We start from the raw sequence: 14,402 nt of genomic DNA on the forward strand, positions 1-14,402 counted from the left end.
TGCCCCCAGAAAAGCCCGATGGCAAGCGTGCATGCCATGTGAAATTGCTATCAATAAAGTAGCATTAAGCACTACAGCCATCTGTGATCCCATGACTTTCAGCACTGTCGCCAAAATGTGGCCCCGCTAAGATCGCGCACGTGGTACCCATCGACTCTGCCCCCGCACCGCTGTCACCGGCCGCGGAGACCGGCACACCTCCCCGCGCGCCCACGGCCATCCTGGTGGTTGACGACCACGACCTGCTGCGCCTGGGCGTCTGCGCGCTGGTGCAGGCGCAGGCCGCCTCGTCCGGCGCCCACATCGAGGTCTTCGAGGCCGGCAACGTCGCCGACGCGCTTGCTTTGTACGAAACCCACCAGGCCGCCATCGGCCTCGTGCTGCTCGACCTGGCGCTGCCCGACACCCACGGCCTGAGCGGCCTGGCCGAATTCCGCCTGCGGTTCCCCGGCGCGCGCATCGTGGTGCTTTCGGGCACGGGCAACACCACCCTGGCGCAGGGCGTGCTCGCATTGGGCGCCGCGGCCTTCCTGCCGAAATCGGCCGACCTGAAGGAAGTGGTGAGCTTCATCCGCGCCTGCGGCCTGCTCGATCCCCTGGCTGGCGCGGCCGAACTGCCGCCGCCGGCCACGCCAAGGGCGCTCACCGGCTACGCCGAATTCGCCCATGCCGGCGCCTGGCAGGAGCTCACGCCGCGCCAGATGCAGGTGCTGCAGTGGGTGCTCGAGGGCAAGGCCAACAAGGAAATCGCGCAGCTCGCGAACCTGAGCGAAGGCACGGTGAAGAACCATGTATCGACCATCCTGCTGCTGTTCGGGATGCGTTCGCGCGCCCAGCTGATCAGCACGCTGCACTGACCCGAGCGTGCCAGCCGCGGCGCAGAACGACCCCTCGGCCGACATCGCGCTCGCTCAGCGGGTGCTGCGCGAGAACATCGCGTCGGTCTACAGCACCTACATCGCCTCCACGCTGACCCACATGGTCTTCGTGATCGTGTTCGGCGCGATCATCTATTCGCAGCTGAAGGACCCGAGCCTGCTGTTCTGGCTGGCCGCGCTGCTGGTCGCCGACATCTACGTGCTCTTCACCCCGCGCTGGACGCCCGGGCGGCCGGCGCACGAAAGCGCGTACTGGGCCCGCAAGATCTCGCGCATGGTCACGCTGGTGAGCATGGTCACGGCGGTGGTGCCCTGGCTCATCGTGCCGCACAACAACCTGCCGATGACCTCGCTGCTGATGACCGTGATCGTCGGCAGCTGCGCGCGGGCCGCGCAGTCGCTGTGGCCGCTGAAGCCGGCGCTGTTCGGCTACACCATGCCGATGTCGCTGGGCATGATCACCGCGCTGGCCTGGCAGGGCGACGGCTTGCACCTGTTCCTGGCGGCTGCCGGCGCGGCCTACCTGTTGCTTACGCTGCACGCGGGAACGGGCCAGCACAAGCTGCTGACCGAATCGCTCATGCTGCGTTTCGAGAACGAGGCGCTGGCCGTGCGGCTGGGCGAGCAGATCGCCGCCACCGAGCGCGCCAGCGAGGAGAAGACGCGCTTCCTCGGCACCGCCAGCCACGACCTGCGCCAGCCGCTGCATGCCATTGCGCTGTTCGGCGCGGCGCTGGAAAACGAGTTGCGCGGCCGCCCCGAAGGCCGCAACGCCGAGCGCCTGATGCGCGCGGTGAACGCGCTGGGCGCGTCGCTGGACACCATGCTCGATGTCTCGCGCCTCGACGCCGGCGTGATCACGCCCGCGCCGCAGCCGGTGCAGCTCGACGCGCTGTTCCTGCCGCTCAACCACACCTTCGCGGCGCGCGCCGAGCAGAAAGAACTGCAGCTTCGCGTGCGCGCCAGCGGCCTGTGGGTGCACAGCGACCCGCAGCTGCTGCACCGCATGCTGTCCAACCTGATGGACAACGCGCTGAAGTACACGGCGCGCGGCGGCGTGACCGTCACGGCGCGCGACCGCGGCGACACGGTGTGGATCGAGGTGCGCGACAGCGGCATCGGCATTGCGCGGGAGCAGTCGAGCCGGATCTTCGAGGAGTTCTACCAGGTCAACAATCCGGGCCGCGACCGTTCGCGCGGCCTGGGCATCGGGCTGTCGATCGTGCAGCGGCTGTCGCGGCTGCTCGGGCATCCGGTGCAGATGCATTCGCGGCCGGGCCGCGGCACCTTCTTCCGGGTGGTGGTGCCTGCCATCGGGGCGCCGGCCGGCACGCCGATGGCCGCGCCGTGCGTTGCCGACGCCCCCGCGGGCTTTCGCAACCCGGCCCTTGCGCTGCCCGGCCGCGTGCTGCTGCTGGACGACGAGTTGGAGATCCGCGAGGCCATGACCGGCTTGCTGCGTTCCCACGCGGTCGACGCGCACGCCGTGGACAGCGAGGCCGCCGCCGCGGCCGCGCTGCGCCAGGCGGCGGCCGAGGGCCGGCCCTTCGACCTGCTGCTGTGCGACTACCGCCTGGCCGACGGCGCCGACGGACTCGACGCGGGCCTTCGCCTCAGCCAGGGCGACGACGACGGCGCGGCCACGCCGCTGCTGCTCATCACGGGCGAGACCTCGCCCGACCGTCTGCAGCGCGTGCGCGAGTCGCGCGTGCCGGTGCTGTTCAAGCCGGTGGCGGCGGAATCGCTGTTGCGGGCGATGACGGAGCTCGGTGCCAGGTAGATTTCGTCTTGGAAAGTGGTTGAATCAATTTGTACTAATTTGCATGCTGATGCATGCCATAGACGTCAGATGATGTGACTTTCGGCACTGGTGAAGGCAATGGCCTGCCTTTACCTTCGATAGGCGCTGGCACTTCGGAGCAATTCCGGGCGCTGCCGGTGCGCTCAGAACTATCGAATCGATCCCGGAGGTTTTTTCCAATGAATTTCAAGTTCGCGGCCGTGGCCGCTGCAGTGGCTGCAACCCTCGCCTTGGCGGCGTGCGGTGGCGGCGGCAACGACGGCAACGGTTTCGCACCCATCGGCGGCATTCCGTCGGTTCCCGCTCCGGCACCCGCGCCCGAACCGGTGCCCGAACCGGAACCCGCGCCCGAGCCGGCACCCGCGGTCAGCACCTTCATGTACGAGCAAGTGCCGTACCCCGTCGATACCGCCGGTTTCCTGAATGACCTCAATACCGAGGGCGCCAAGGGGTTCATGTTCCTGAGCGCGTTGACGGCGCCCGCATCCGGCACCGGCGCCAATGTCTACGTGAAGACCGGCGACACCACCTACGTGTACGAGACGAAGGGCGAGCCGGCGGACACTGCTGCGTTCCTGCTCCAGGCCAACGAAGCGGGCGGCCGCGGCTACCACTGGGTCGGCGCGGACAGCGTGAACGGCGTGTCGGTCATGCTGTACCGCAAGGACAGCAACACCAGCGCCACCTACAGCTACCGCACGGATGCCGCGGCCACGAACAAGACCGACTTCATTGCCGGCAGCAACGCCCAGGGCGCCGACGGCTACTTCAATGTCTCGCCGTTCTTCCTCTTCGGCGGGGCCAACGTCGCGATCTTCGAGAAGAGCTCGGATGCCGGCTCCACCTTCTCCTATGAAGTGAAGGACGACGCGGCCGACACGAACGGCGCCTTGGGCCAGTTCGAGGAAGCGGGCGCACGCGGCTTCCGCTTCCGCGGTCCGGCCATGTTCGGCAACATCTTCGTGAAGGACCTGTCGCAATCCACCACCTTCACGTTCCAGGCCGTGCCGGGGCAGAGCACCCTGGAGGCCGACATCGAGAAGTCCAACGCCATGGGTGCGGAGGGCTTCGCCTTCGTCGGCCCGCTGGTCGTCGGGGGGGAGAACCGCACGTACTACTACAAGGCAAGCAACTGCACGGGCCGCGTGCTGTGCATGCCCACGGGGCCGTTCGGCCTCTGACCCAGGAAAAGAGAAGAGCGGACGACCATCCGTCCGCCATCAGCCCGAGAAGGGCGGGGGGCAGGGAGCAGGGAGCAGGGAGCAGGGATAGAAGAAGAAAAGAAAAACGGCCCCGGCGCAAGCGGGGGCCGTTTTTACATTGGAGGGTGCCGGCGTCAGCCCAGCAGGGCTTGCGCGAACTCGCGTGCGCTGAAGGTCTCGAGGTCTTCCAGCTTCTCGCCCACGCCGATGAAGTACACCGGAATCGGCCGTTCGCGCGCAATGGCGCACAGCACGCCGCCCTTGGCCGTGCCGTCGAGCTTGGTCACGATCAGGCCGGTGAGGCCCAGCGTCTCGTCGAAGGCCTTGACCTGCGCCAGCGCGTTCTGGCCGGTGTTGCCGTCGATCACCAGCAGCACCTCGTGCGGCGCGGTGGCGTCGGCCTTGGTGACCACGCGCTTGATCTTCTTGAGCTCGTCCATCAGGTGCAGCTGCGTGGGCAGGCGCCCGGCCGTGTCGACCAGCACCACGTCCTTGCCGCGCGCCTTGCCGGCGTTCACTGCGTCGAAGCTCACGGCCGACGGGTCGCCGCCCTCGTTGCTCACGATCTCGACCGTGTTGCGGTCGGCCCAGACCAGCAGCTGCTCGCGCGCCGCCGCCCGGAAGGTGTCGGCCGCGGCCAGCAGCACCGAGGCGCCTTCGTTGGCCAGGTGCTTGGTGAGCTTGCCGATGGAGGTGGTCTTGCCCGCGCCGTTGACGCCGGCCACCATGATCACGGTGGGCGTGTACTGGCCGATGACCAGCGGCTTTTCCAGCGGCTTGAGCAGGTCGGCCACGGCCTCGGCCAGCAGCGCCTTGACCTGGGTGGCGTTGGTGGCCATGTGGCGCTTGACGCGGCCGCGCAGGTCTTCCAGCAGGAACTCGGTCGCCTTCACGCCGGTGTCGGCCATCAGCAGGGCCGATTCGAGCTCTTCATAGAGCGCGTCGTCGATCTGCGCGTTGACGAACACCGCCTGGATGCCGGTGCCGGTCTTGCGCAGGCCGGTCTTGAGCTTGTCGAACCAGCTCTTGCGCTCGGTGGCGACGGCAATTTCCGCGACCGGGGCGGGGGCGGCGACCGGTGCGGGCACAGGGGCCGGCGCTGGAGCGGGCGGCGGTGGCGCAACGAACACCGGTGCGGGGGCGGGTGCAGGCACCGGTGCCGGTATGGGGGCTGGCGTGGGTGCGGCGGGCGCCACGACCGGCGGGGCAACCAACGGAGCCGGCGGGGGCGGCGCGACAACAGGAGGAGCCGCCAGAGGCGGTGCGGCAGGCGGCGGCGCAACGGGCGGCGGTGCTGCGGGCGGCGGGGCAGCAGGCGGTGGCGCCACAGGCGTTTCTTCCACCGCCGGCTTCGAGCCGAACCAGCTCGAAGGCGAGAACACCGAGCGCGTGGGCGCGGGCTCCGGGGCGGCAGGCGCGTCCGACGACGGGGGCGCCGGCGTGTCGGGGGTCTCGGCAGGCGGTTTTTTCTTGAAGAAACTGAACATCAGGAGCTTTTTACAATCCGACCCATTCTATGAAACACCTCCCGCCACGCCGTGCTGCGTCTGGTGCGGTGCTGGCGATGGCGCTCTTCGCGTCGTGGGCCATGCCTGCGCTGGCCCAGCCCACACCGGCTTCCTCCGCGCCTTCCGCCGCCGCAGCCGCGGCGCCCGGCCCCCAGCAATTCACCCTGGCCAACGGCATGACGCTGATCGTGCAGCCCGACCGGCGCTCGCCGACGGCGGTGCAGATGGTCTGGGTTCGCGTCGGTTCCATGGACGAGGTCGACGGCACCTCCGGTGTGGCACATGCGCTCGAACACATGATGTTCAAGGGCACCAAGGACATCAAGCCCGGCGAGTTCTCGCGCCGCGTGGCGGCCCTGGGCGGCCAGGAAAACGCCTTCACCACGCGCGACTACACCGGCTATTACCAGCAGATTCCGGTCGGCAGCCTCGAGCAGGTGATGAAGCTCGAGTCCGACCGCTTCGCCAACAACCAGTGGCCCGACGACGAGTTCAAGCGCGAGATCGAGGTGGTCAAGGAAGAGCGCCGCCTGCGCACCGAAGACCAGCCGCGCGCGTTGCTCGGCGAGCAGCAGAACGCCGCCGTCTTCACCGCCTCGCCGTACCACCGCCCCGTGGTCGGCTGGATGAGCGACCTCGACGCCATGACGCCCGAGGACGTGCGCGACTTCCACAAGCGCTGGTACGTGCCCGCCAACGCCGTGCTGGTGGTGGCCGGCGATGTCGACGTGGCGCAGGTGCGCGCCATGGCCGAGAAGTACTACGGCCGCATCCCCTCGCGTGCCGTGCCGGCGCGCAAGCCGCGCGTCGAGCCCGCGCAGCGCGGCGTGCGCCGCCTCGAATTCAAGGCGCCGGCCGAGCAGGCCTACGTGTCGCTCGCCTACCGCGTGCCGCAGCTCGCCGGCATCGACGACACCAACAGCGACGCCTGGGCGCTGGTGGTGCTGTCGGCCGTGCTCGACGGCTACGCCGGTGCGCGGCTCGACCGCGCGCTCACGCAAGGCCCCGACCGCGTCGCCGATTCGGCCGGCGCCTATTCGGGCTTCGTCGGCCGCGGCCCGCAGCTCTTCGTGCTCGACGGCGTTCCGGCCGCCAGCAAGAGCGCCGAGGCGGTCGAGGCCGCGCTGCGCGCCCAGATGGCGCGCATCGCCAAGGACGGCGTGGGCGAAGCCGAACTGGCCCGCGTCAAGACCCAGTGGGTGGCCAGCGAAACCTACAAGCGCGACTCGGTGATGGCGCAGGCGCGCGAACTCGGCAGCAACTGGATCCAGGGCCTGCCGCTGGACGCCAGCGAGCGCATCGTCGCGCGGCTGCAGTCCGTCACGGCCGCCCAGGTGCAGGCCGTGGCCGCCAGGTACTTCGGCGACGACCAGCTCACGGTGGCCACCCTGCGCCCGCTGCCGCCCGAACCCAAGCGCGGCCGCGGCTTCGCGGCGCCCGCAGGCGAACTGCGCTGAAAGGTACGGATTCCATGTTTACTCTTAAAAAGATAGCGCAGTACGCAGTACTGACGGGCGCAACCGCTCTTTTCGGCATGACCAGCGCGCAGGCCGCGCTGCCCATCCAGCACTGGACGCTGGCCAACGGCGCCAGGATCTACCTGGTGGCGACCAATGCGCTGCCGATCGTCGACGTGCAGGTCGACTTCGACGCCGGCAGCCGCCGCGACCCGGCCGCGCAGGCCGGCCTGGCGAGCACCACCTCGGCCATGGTCGAGAAGGGCGTGCGCGCCGGCAGGAACGGCGAGCCCGCGCTCGACCAGAACGCCCTCGGCGAAGCCTGGGCCGACCTGGGCGCCAGCTTCGACGTGAGCGCCGGCACCGACCGCACCAGCTACTCGCTGCGCTCGCTGTCCGATCCGGCGCTGCTGAACAAGGCCGTGACGCTGGCCTCGCGCGAGATCGGCGAGCCGGCCTTCCCCGACGACGTGTGGCAGCGCGAGCGCGAACGCATCAACGCCGCCATCAAGGAGGCCAACACCAAGCCCGCGACCGTCGCGGGCCGCGCCTTCGCGCAGGCGGTGTACGGCGTGCATCCCTACGGCCAGGAGGTGACGGAAGAAACGCTCGCGCGCATCGACACCGCCGGCATGCGCCAGCGCTACGAGCAGCTCATCGTGCCGTGCCGCGCCAAGCTCAGCATCGTGGGCGCCGTCACGCGCGCCGAGGCCGAGACGCTGGCGACCGCGCTGCTGTCGCGCCTGCCGGCGACACAAGCCGGGCAGGGCTGCGCGCCGCTGCCGGCCATCGCGCCGGTGGCCGCGCTCACCGCGGCCAACGACGAGCGCATTCCGTTCGACTCGGCCCAGGCCCACGTCTTCATCGGCCAGCCCGGCTACCCGCGCAAGGACCCGGACCACTTCGCGCTCACGCTGGGCAACTACGTGCTCGGCGGCGGCGGCTTCGTCTCGCGCCTGACGAACGAGGTGCGCGAGAAGCGCGGGCTGACCTACAGCATCTACAGCGGCTTTGCGCCGGGGCTCGAGGCGGGCGCGTTCCGCATCGGCTTCCAGACCCGGCCCGACCAGGCCGAGGACGCCGTGAAGATGTCGCGCGAGGTGCTCGCCAGGTTCGTGGCCGAAGGCCCGACCGCCAGCGAGCTGAAGGCCGCCAAGGACAACGTGATCGGCGGCTTCCCGCTGCTGCTGGACAGCAACCGCAAGCTGATCGGCAATGTGGCCAACATCGCCTGGCACGACCTGCCGCTGGACTACCTCGACACCTGGACCGCGCGCATGAACGCGGTCACGGCGGCCGACATCAAGGCGGCGTTCCAGCGCAAGCTGCAGCCCGAGCGCATGGTGACGGTGGTGGTGGGCGGCAAGGACGCCAAGGCCGCAAAGGCCGCGGCCAAGGCGCCCTGATCTCCTGGGCTCAAGCCAGGGCGTGCGCGCCCTGGCCGGCCGCCGCGCGCACCGCGGCACCCAGTTTCTCGAGCAGGCGCGGCGACGCGCGCGCCTGCTGCCAGTAGAGCGGCACCGGCAGCGTCGAGCCGGGCACCAGCGCCACCAGCTTCCCCTCGCGAATCGCATCGGCCACCATGCTGGCCGGATGCATGCCCCAGCCCATGCCGCTGCACGCCGCCTCGACGAAGGCGTTGGGCGACGGAATCCAGTGGCGCGGCGTCTCCACGTTGCGGTGGCAGATGCGGCGCACCCAGCGCGCCTGCAGGCGGTCCTTGCGGTCGAACACCAGGCTCGGCGCGCTCGCCAGCGTGCGCGCGCCCACGCCCTTGGCGAAATGCGCGCGCACGAACGCGGGGCTGGCCGCCGCCACGTAATGCATCGTGCCCAGCGCCTCGCTGTTGCACCCCGCCACCGGTTGCGCCAGCGCGGTCACGGCCGCCAGCACCGCGCCGCTGCGCAGCCGCTCGGCGGTGTGGTCCTGGTCGTCCACGGTCAGGTCGAGCAGCGCGACCGGCTCCTGCGCAGCGAAGGCCGCCGCGGCCGAGACGAACCACGTCGCCAGGCTGTCGGCGTTCACCGCCACCCGCACGGTGACGCGCTCGTCGGCCTCGCCGCTGCCCATGCCCAGCGCGGGCAGGGCGTCGCGCAGCTCGTGCTCCAGCATGCCCACGCGCTCCACGTGCCGGCACAGCTGCAGCCCCGCCTCGGTGGCCACGCAGGGCTGCCCGCGCACCAGCAGCGCGCCGCCGGTGCGCTCCTCGAGCTGCTTGATGCGCTGGGACACGGCCGAGGGCGTGACGTGCAGTGCGCGCGCGGCGCGTTCGAAGCTGCCTTCGCGCACCACGGCGGCGAGGGCGTTCAGGGCGGCGTAGTCGAGCATGGCAATGAAGTAAAACTGAATCGGATTAAGAAAGTTTAGTTTGAATTAAGAGGTTGCAGGCGGCATCCTCGACGCATGCAAGCCGAAAACCTCGCCCACCTCGCGCACCTCGCCCATGTCTCCACCGCCTTCGCCAATGGGCTCTTCATGAGCCTGGTGCTGATCGTCGCCATCGGCGCGCAAAACGCCTATGTGCTGCGCCAGGGCTTGCGCCGCGAGCACGTGGGCGCGGTGGTGCTGTTCTGCGCGGCCAGCGACGCGGTGCTGATCGGCGCCGGCGTGGCCGGCATGGCGCAGGCGCTGAACGGACGGCCGATGCTGGCCACCGCGCTCGCGGGGCTCGGCGCGGCCTTTCTCGGCGCCTACGGGCTGAAGGCGCTGTGGCGCGCGCGCCAGCCCGCCGCGCTGCAGGCCGCGGCGCAGGGCGCGTCGCTGTCGCGCGTGGCGGTGGTGGCGCAGGCCGCCGGCTTCACGTTGCTGAACCCGCACGTCTACCTGGACACCGTGCTGCTCGTGGGCAGCGCGGGCGCGCAGCAAGCGGGCCTGCTCAAGCTGTGGTTCGTGGCGGGCGCCACCACGGCCAGCGTGCTGTGGTTCACCTCGCTGGGCTTCGGTGCGCGCCTGCTCGCGCCGGTGTTCGCACGGCCGCGCGCCTGGCAGATGCTGGACGCGCTCATCGGCGGCACCATGCTCGTGCTGGCCGCGCTGCTCGCGCAGCGCGCCCTGGCCGGGCTCTGAAATCCCTCGCGCGCGGCGGCGTTAAGCTCGCCGCATGCCCCAGAAAGCCGCCCCCGCCTCCCGTTCTCCCGCCGCCAAAGCAGGCAAGCCGGCCAAGTCGGCCAAACCGCTCAGTCCGCAAGGCCCGAAGAAGCCCAGCGAGGTGCGCATCATCGGCGGCGAATGGAAGCGCACCCGCCTTTCAGTGGCCGACAAGCCCGGCCTGCGCCCCACGCCCGACCGCGTGCGCGAAACCCTCTTCAACTGGCTCGCGAGCCTGGCCGGTGCCGGCGGCGGCGAGCTGCCCGGCTGGCACTGCGTCGACGCCTTCGCGGGCACCGGTGCGCTGGGCCTCGAAGCCGCCTCGCGCGGCGCCGCGCAGGTGCTGCTGTGCGAGCAGGACGCCGCGCTGGTCGCGCAACTGCAGGCCGCCAAGGCCAAGCTCAAGGCCGAGGCCGTGCGCGTGGAGCGCGGCAACGGCGTCACCGCGCTCGAGCGCGTGGCCGCGGGCAGCCTGGACGCCGTGTTCCTCGATCCGCCCTTCGAAAGCACCGCGCTCTACGAGCCCGCCCTGCGCGCGGCCACCCGTGCGCTGCGCGCCGGGGGCTCGGTGTACCTGGAGGCGCCGCGCCGCTGGAGCGACGAGGAACTCGCCCCCTTCGGCCTCGCCGGCTTTCGCTACCTGAAGGCCGGCGCCGTCCACGCCCATCTGCTGCGTCGCGCGGCGGATGGGACTGCATAATCCGCCGGACAAGCCGCACCGGCAGCATGAGGAAGTAGCAACCATGGCCAGCAACGTGATCGCGGTTTACCCCGGCACCTTCGACCCCATCACCCTCGGTCACGAGGACGTGGTGCGGCGCGCAACCCAGCTCTTCTCCAAGGTGATCGTCGCCGTCGCGGCGGGCCACCACAAGAAGGCGCTCTTCACGCTCTCCGAACGCATGGACATGGCCCGCGAGGCCGTGAAGCCCTACAGCGACCAGGTCACCGTGGAAAGCTTCTCGGGCCTGCTGCGCGACTTCGTCGTCGCGCGCGGCGGCAAGGCCATGGTGCGCGGCCTGCGCGCCGTGACCGACTTCGACTACGAGTTCCAGCTCGCGGGCATGAACCGCTCGCTGATGCCCGACGTCGAGACCGTGTTCCTCACGCCCAGCGACAAGTACCAGTTCATCTCGAGCACCTTCGTGCGCGAGATCGCCATGCTCGGCGGCGAGGTCCACAAGTTCGTCTCTCCCAACGTGGAGCAGAAGCTGGCGGCCAAGGTCCGCAGCCTCGGTCGTGAATAAGCCGCGATGAGCGGCACCCCTCCACCCCGGCTGCATCTGCTGGGCGACGCGGCATTGCTGTGCGAGCTGCCCGCGCCCGCCACGCTGGCGCAGCAGCAGCGCATCTGGGCCCTGGCCGACCACGCGCGTCAATGGCCCGGCGTCGGCGAGACGCTGCCGGGCATGAACAACCTCACGCTCACCTTCGACCCGACCGCGATCGACCTCGACACGCTCACCGCGAACGTGCTCGAAGCCTGGCCGAAGCTGGCCGCCGGCGCGGTCTCGGGCCGGCTGGTCGAGATCCCGGTGGCCTACGGCGGCGAGCACGGGCCCGACCTGGCCGACGTGGCGGCCCACACCGGGCTCACGCCGGCCGAGGTGGTGCGGCGCCACAGCGGCGGTGACTACATCGTCTACCTGCTCGGCTTCCTGCCGGGCTTCGCCTTCATGGGCGGCCTGCCGCCCGAGCTGGCCACGCCGCGCCGCGCCGAGCCGCGCACCGCGGTGCCGGCGCGCTCTGTCGGCATCGGCGGCGAGCAGACCGGCATCTACCCGCTGGTGTCGCCGGGCGGCTGGCAACTGATCGGGCGGACCTCGCTCGAGCTGTTCGACCCCGCGGCCGAACCGCCGACCCTGCTGCGCCCCGGCGACCGTGTGCGCTTCGTCGCCGAAAGCGTGCAGACATGATCGCCATCCGCAAACCCGGCGTGCTGGCCTCGGTGCAAGACCTGGGCCGCCACGGCCATCGCCAGCTGGGCATCTGCCCCGGCGGCGCGCTCGACGTGCTCTCGCTCACGCTGGCCAACCGGCTCGCCGGCAATGCCGACGGCGCCGCGGGCCTGGAGCTCACCATGGGCGGCTGCGAACTGCAGTTCGAGACCGACACCCGCATCGCGCTCACGGGCGACGACTTTTCCGCCAGCCTCGACGGCGTGCCGCTGTGGCCCTGCTGGAGCGTGCCGGTCGCGGCCGGCCAGACCCTGAAGCTCTCGGGCGCCAACGCGCCGGGCGTGAAGAAGACTGGCCTGCGCAGCTGGCTCGCGGTGGCGGGCGGCATCGACGTGCCGCAGGTGCTCGGCTCGCGCAGCACCGACCTCAAGGCCGGCTTCGGCGGTCTCGAAGGCCGCGCGCTGCGCAAGGGCGACCGGCTGGCGCTGGGCGCCTCGCGCCTCGGTGCCGCGCAACGCGCTCGCCGTGCCTTCGGCCTGCGCGGCCCCGACTGGGGCACGCCGCAGGACGACGGCGCCATCGCGCTGCGCGTGCTGCCCGGGCCCGAGTTCGAACTGTTCACGCTGGCCGCGCGCGACCAGCTGTGGGGCGAGCGCTGGCGCATCACGCCGCAAAGCAACCGCATGGGCAGCCGCCTCGCGGGCGCCGAGCTCAAGCGCAAGCGCGCGGGCGACATGCTGTCCTCGGGCGTGATCCCGGGCACGATCCAGGTGCCGCCGTCGGGGCAGCCGATCATCCTGATGGGCGACGCGCAGACCACCGGCGGCTACCCGCGCATCGGCGTGGTGATTCGCGCCGACCTGTGGAAGCTGGCACAGGCGCCGCTCAACGGCAAGCTGCGGCTGGTGCAGGTCGACCCGCCGCAGGCGCTCGACGCCTGGGCCGACCAGCAGCGCTACCTGGCGCAGGTGGCGCAAGGCCTGGCCGCTGCAGGCTGGCCGGGTGCGGCATAGACTTTGCAAAACGGACCCCCCAGAAGGACATTCCCCATGCAAATCGACCTCAATGCCGACCTCGGCGAAGGCGCCGGCAGCGACGAAGCGCTGCTCGCGCTGGTGAGCTCCGCCAACATCGCTTGCGGCTGGCACGCCGGCGACGCCAAGACCATGCAGCAGTGCGTGCGCTGGGCCCTGAAGAACGGCGTGGCCATCGGCGCGCACCCGAGCTTTCCGGACCGCGAGAACTTCGGGCGCAGCACCATGCACCTGCCACCCGAGGAGATCGTGGCCAACGTGCTCTACCAGGTGGGCGCGCTCGCGGCCATCGTGAAGGCCGAGGGCGGCAAGCTGTCGCACGTGAAGGCACACGGCCAGCTCTACAACCAGGCCGTGAAGGAACCCGAGCTGGCCGAGGCGCTGTGTGAAGCCGTGCGCCGCTTCGACCCCTCGCTCAAGTTCTTCGGCCTCGCGGGCAGCCACATGATCGACGCGGCCCGCCGCGCCGGACTCGTGCCGGTGGAAGAAGTGTTCGCCGACCGCGGCTACATGCCCGACGGCAGCCTGGTGCCGCGCAGCCAGCCGGGCGCGCTGATCGAGACCGAAGAGCAATCGATCGCGCAGACCCTCTCGCTGGTGCGCGATCACCGCGTGACCGCCATCGACGGCAGCACCGTGCCCGTCAACGCGCAGAGCGTGTGCCTGCACGGCGACGGCGCGCATGCGCTGGCCTTCGCGCGGCGCATCCGCGAGCGGCTGCAGCAGGAAGGCATTGCCGTCCGGGCAATGGCTTGAACGCGCGGGCGGTGCCATGGCCACCAAACGGGTCGATCGGGTCCATCGGGTCAAGCCGGTCAACGTGCTGCTGACGGGCTTCGAGCCCTTCGAGCAGGAAGCCCTCAACCCCTCGTGGGAAGCGGTGCGCACGCTCGACGGCTGGAAGGCCGGCCGCGCGACGGTGCATGCGCGGCTGGTGCCCTGCGTGTTCGGCGATGCCATCGACGCGCTGAACCGCGCGATGGACGAATTGCAGCCGCAACTGGTGCTGTGCATCGGCCAGGCCGGCGGCCGCGCGGAGTTCACGCCGGAGCGCATCGCCATCAACGTCGACGACGCGCGCGTGCCCGACAACAACGACCGCCAGCCCATCGACGTGCCCGTGGTGTCCGGCGCGCCCGCCGCCTATTTCTCGAGCCTGCCGATCAAGGCCATCGTGCGCGAGCTGCGCGCGGCCGGCGTGCCGGCCTCGGTGTCGAACAGCGCGGGCACCTTCGTGTGCAACCACATCTTCTACGGGCTGATGCACCGCATCGCGACGCAGCCCGCGAACGACAAGAAGGGCATGACCAGCGTGAACGGCGTGCGCGGCGGCTTCATCCACATTCCCTACCTGCCCGCGCAGGCGGCGCGCTTTCCGGGCGCGCCGAGCATGTCGCTCGACATGCTGGTCAACGCCTTGCGCATCACCGTGGCCACCGCGCTCGCGGTGACGCGCGACGTGGCCGAGACCGGCGGGCAACTGCACTGAGGCACTGAGGCACTGAGGCACTGAGCCTGCGCGGGCCCGCGGGCCTCC

The 14,402-nt window shown here is 70.6% G+C and carries 14 protein-coding genes; 12 read left to right on the forward strand and 2 right to left on the reverse strand.

All coding sequences use genetic code 11. From position 1 onward, the window contains the following. Positions 1 to 140 precede the first annotated feature (140 nt). From BM013_RS31400 to BM013_RS31410, 3 genes are all read left to right on the forward strand, one after another. A complete protein-coding gene (locus BM013_RS31400; RefSeq protein ID WP_093132442.1) occupies positions 141 to 857 on the forward strand; it encodes a LuxR C-terminal-related transcriptional regulator in 717 nt (238 codons plus the stop codon). Between the two features lie 7 nt (positions 858 to 864). Continuing rightward, positions 865 to 2,658 carry an ATP-binding response regulator gene (locus BM013_RS31405; protein WP_093132444.1) on the forward strand — a complete coding sequence of 598 codons (1,794 nt, stop codon included), beginning with the start codon at positions 865 to 867 and terminating at the stop codon, positions 2,656 to 2,658. Between the two features lie 200 nt (positions 2,659 to 2,858). Then, positions 2,859 to 3,860, forward strand: a complete 1,002-nt coding sequence (locus tag BM013_RS31410) for a hypothetical protein (protein WP_093132446.1) — start codon at positions 2,859 to 2,861, stop codon at positions 3,858 to 3,860. A gap of 155 nt (positions 3,861 to 4,015) precedes the next feature. On the opposite strand, the gene ftsY is transcribed toward BM013_RS31410, so the two are convergent. After that, positions 4,016 to 5,368, reverse strand: a complete 1,353-nt coding sequence (ftsY, locus tag BM013_RS31415) for a signal recognition particle-docking protein FtsY (protein WP_177225624.1) — start codon at positions 5,366 to 5,368, stop codon at positions 4,016 to 4,018. Between the two features lie 29 nt (positions 5,369 to 5,397). Between ftsY and BM013_RS31420 the strand changes: the two genes are divergently transcribed. Next, complete coding sequence (locus tag BM013_RS31420) at positions 5,398 to 6,846, forward strand: M16 family metallopeptidase (protein ID WP_093132448.1); 1,449 nt, start codon at positions 5,398 to 5,400, stop codon at positions 6,844 to 6,846. A gap of 14 nt (positions 6,847 to 6,860) precedes the next feature. Further along, positions 6,861 to 8,252, forward strand: coding sequence for a M16 family metallopeptidase (locus BM013_RS31425; RefSeq protein ID WP_093132450.1), 1,392 nt, complete (start codon positions 6,861 to 6,863; stop codon positions 8,250 to 8,252). A 10-nt stretch (positions 8,253 to 8,262) separates the two neighbouring features. On the opposite strand, the gene BM013_RS31430 is transcribed toward BM013_RS31425, so the two are convergent. Next, complete coding sequence (locus tag BM013_RS31430; protein ID WP_093132452.1) at positions 8,263 to 9,174, reverse strand: LysR family transcriptional regulator ArgP; 912 nt, start codon at positions 9,172 to 9,174, stop codon at positions 8,263 to 8,265. A gap of 75 nt (positions 9,175 to 9,249) precedes the next feature. Here BM013_RS31430 and BM013_RS31435 point away from each other — a divergent pair, with 75 nt between their 5' ends. The 7 genes from BM013_RS31435 to pcp are packed head-to-tail and all read left to right on the forward strand — an operon-like array spanning position 9,250 to position 14,354. Beyond that, positions 9,250 to 9,912 (forward strand): LysE/ArgO family amino acid transporter, encoded by a 663-nt coding sequence (locus BM013_RS31435; protein WP_371271160.1) that lies wholly within the window; start codon positions 9,250 to 9,252, stop codon positions 9,910 to 9,912. Between the two features lie 34 nt (positions 9,913 to 9,946). Next, the gene (locus BM013_RS31440; RefSeq protein ID WP_093132454.1) at positions 9,947 to 10,633 is read left to right on the forward strand and encodes an RsmD family RNA methyltransferase; all 687 of its coding nucleotides are present in this window, start codon (positions 9,947 to 9,949) and stop codon (positions 10,631 to 10,633) included. A gap of 43 nt (positions 10,634 to 10,676) precedes the next feature. Beyond that, positions 10,677 to 11,180, forward strand: a complete 504-nt coding sequence (coaD, locus tag BM013_RS31445) for a pantetheine-phosphate adenylyltransferase (protein ID WP_093132456.1) — start codon at positions 10,677 to 10,679, stop codon at positions 11,178 to 11,180. 6 nt (positions 11,181 to 11,186) lie between these two features. Next, positions 11,187 to 11,849, forward strand: coding sequence for a 5-oxoprolinase subunit PxpB (gene pxpB, locus BM013_RS31450; RefSeq protein ID WP_093132457.1), 663 nt, complete (start codon positions 11,187 to 11,189; stop codon positions 11,847 to 11,849). Continuing rightward, positions 11,846 to 12,844, forward strand: a complete 999-nt coding sequence (locus tag BM013_RS31455) for a 5-oxoprolinase subunit C family protein (RefSeq protein ID WP_093132459.1) — start codon at positions 11,846 to 11,848, stop codon at positions 12,842 to 12,844. The genes pxpB and BM013_RS31455 overlap by 4 nt, the downstream gene beginning before the upstream one ends. Before the next feature lie 36 nt (positions 12,845 to 12,880). After that, positions 12,881 to 13,621: a 5-oxoprolinase subunit PxpA gene (gene pxpA / locus BM013_RS31460; protein ID WP_093132461.1), complete on the forward strand. Its 741-nt coding sequence runs from the start codon at positions 12,881 to 12,883 to the stop codon at positions 13,619 to 13,621. A 16-nt stretch (positions 13,622 to 13,637) separates the two neighbouring features. Then, the gene (gene pcp / locus BM013_RS31465; protein ID WP_093132463.1) at positions 13,638 to 14,354 is read left to right on the forward strand and encodes a pyroglutamyl-peptidase I; all 717 of its coding nucleotides are present in this window, start codon (positions 13,638 to 13,640) and stop codon (positions 14,352 to 14,354) included. The last annotated feature ends 48 nt before the right edge of the window (positions 14,355 to 14,402 follow it).

It is taken from the genome of Variovorax sp. OK605 (assembly GCF_900115445.1).
GTDB lineage: Bacteria > Pseudomonadota > Gammaproteobacteria > Burkholderiales > Burkholderiaceae_C > Variovorax.

What these genes read in the sequence shown, in the direction of transcription:
- BM013_RS31410 (WP_093132446.1), top strand. Translation starts at nt 2,859, where the DNA reads ATGAATTTCAAGTTCGCGGCCGTGGCCGCTGCAGTGGCTGCAACCCTC.
- ftsY (WP_177225624.1), bottom strand. Translation starts at nt 5,368, where the DNA reads ATGTTCAGTTTCTTCAAGAAAAAACCGCCTGCCGAGACCCCCGACACG.
- BM013_RS31420 (WP_093132448.1), top strand. Translation starts at nt 5,398, where the DNA reads ATGAAACACCTCCCGCCACGCCGTGCTGCGTCTGGTGCGGTGCTGGCG.
- BM013_RS31425 (WP_093132450.1), top strand. Translation starts at nt 6,861, where the DNA reads ATGTTTACTCTTAAAAAGATAGCGCAGTACGCAGTACTGACGGGCGCA.
- BM013_RS31430 (WP_093132452.1), bottom strand. Translation starts at nt 9,174, where the DNA reads ATGCTCGACTACGCCGCCCTGAACGCCCTCGCCGCCGTGGTGCGCGAA.
- BM013_RS31435 (WP_371271160.1), top strand. Translation starts at nt 9,250, where the DNA reads ATGCAAGCCGAAAACCTCGCCCACCTCGCGCACCTCGCCCATGTCTCC.
- BM013_RS31440 (WP_093132454.1), top strand. Translation starts at nt 9,947, where the DNA reads ATGCCCCAGAAAGCCGCCCCCGCCTCCCGTTCTCCCGCCGCCAAAGCA.
- coaD (WP_093132456.1), top strand. Translation starts at nt 10,677, where the DNA reads ATGGCCAGCAACGTGATCGCGGTTTACCCCGGCACCTTCGACCCCATC.
- pxpB (WP_093132457.1), top strand. Translation starts at nt 11,187, where the DNA reads ATGAGCGGCACCCCTCCACCCCGGCTGCATCTGCTGGGCGACGCGGCA.
- BM013_RS31455 (WP_093132459.1), top strand. Translation starts at nt 11,846, where the DNA reads ATGATCGCCATCCGCAAACCCGGCGTGCTGGCCTCGGTGCAAGACCTG.
- pxpA (WP_093132461.1), top strand. Translation starts at nt 12,881, where the DNA reads ATGCAAATCGACCTCAATGCCGACCTCGGCGAAGGCGCCGGCAGCGAC.
- pcp (WP_093132463.1), top strand. Translation starts at nt 13,638, where the DNA reads ATGGCCACCAAACGGGTCGATCGGGTCCATCGGGTCAAGCCGGTCAAC.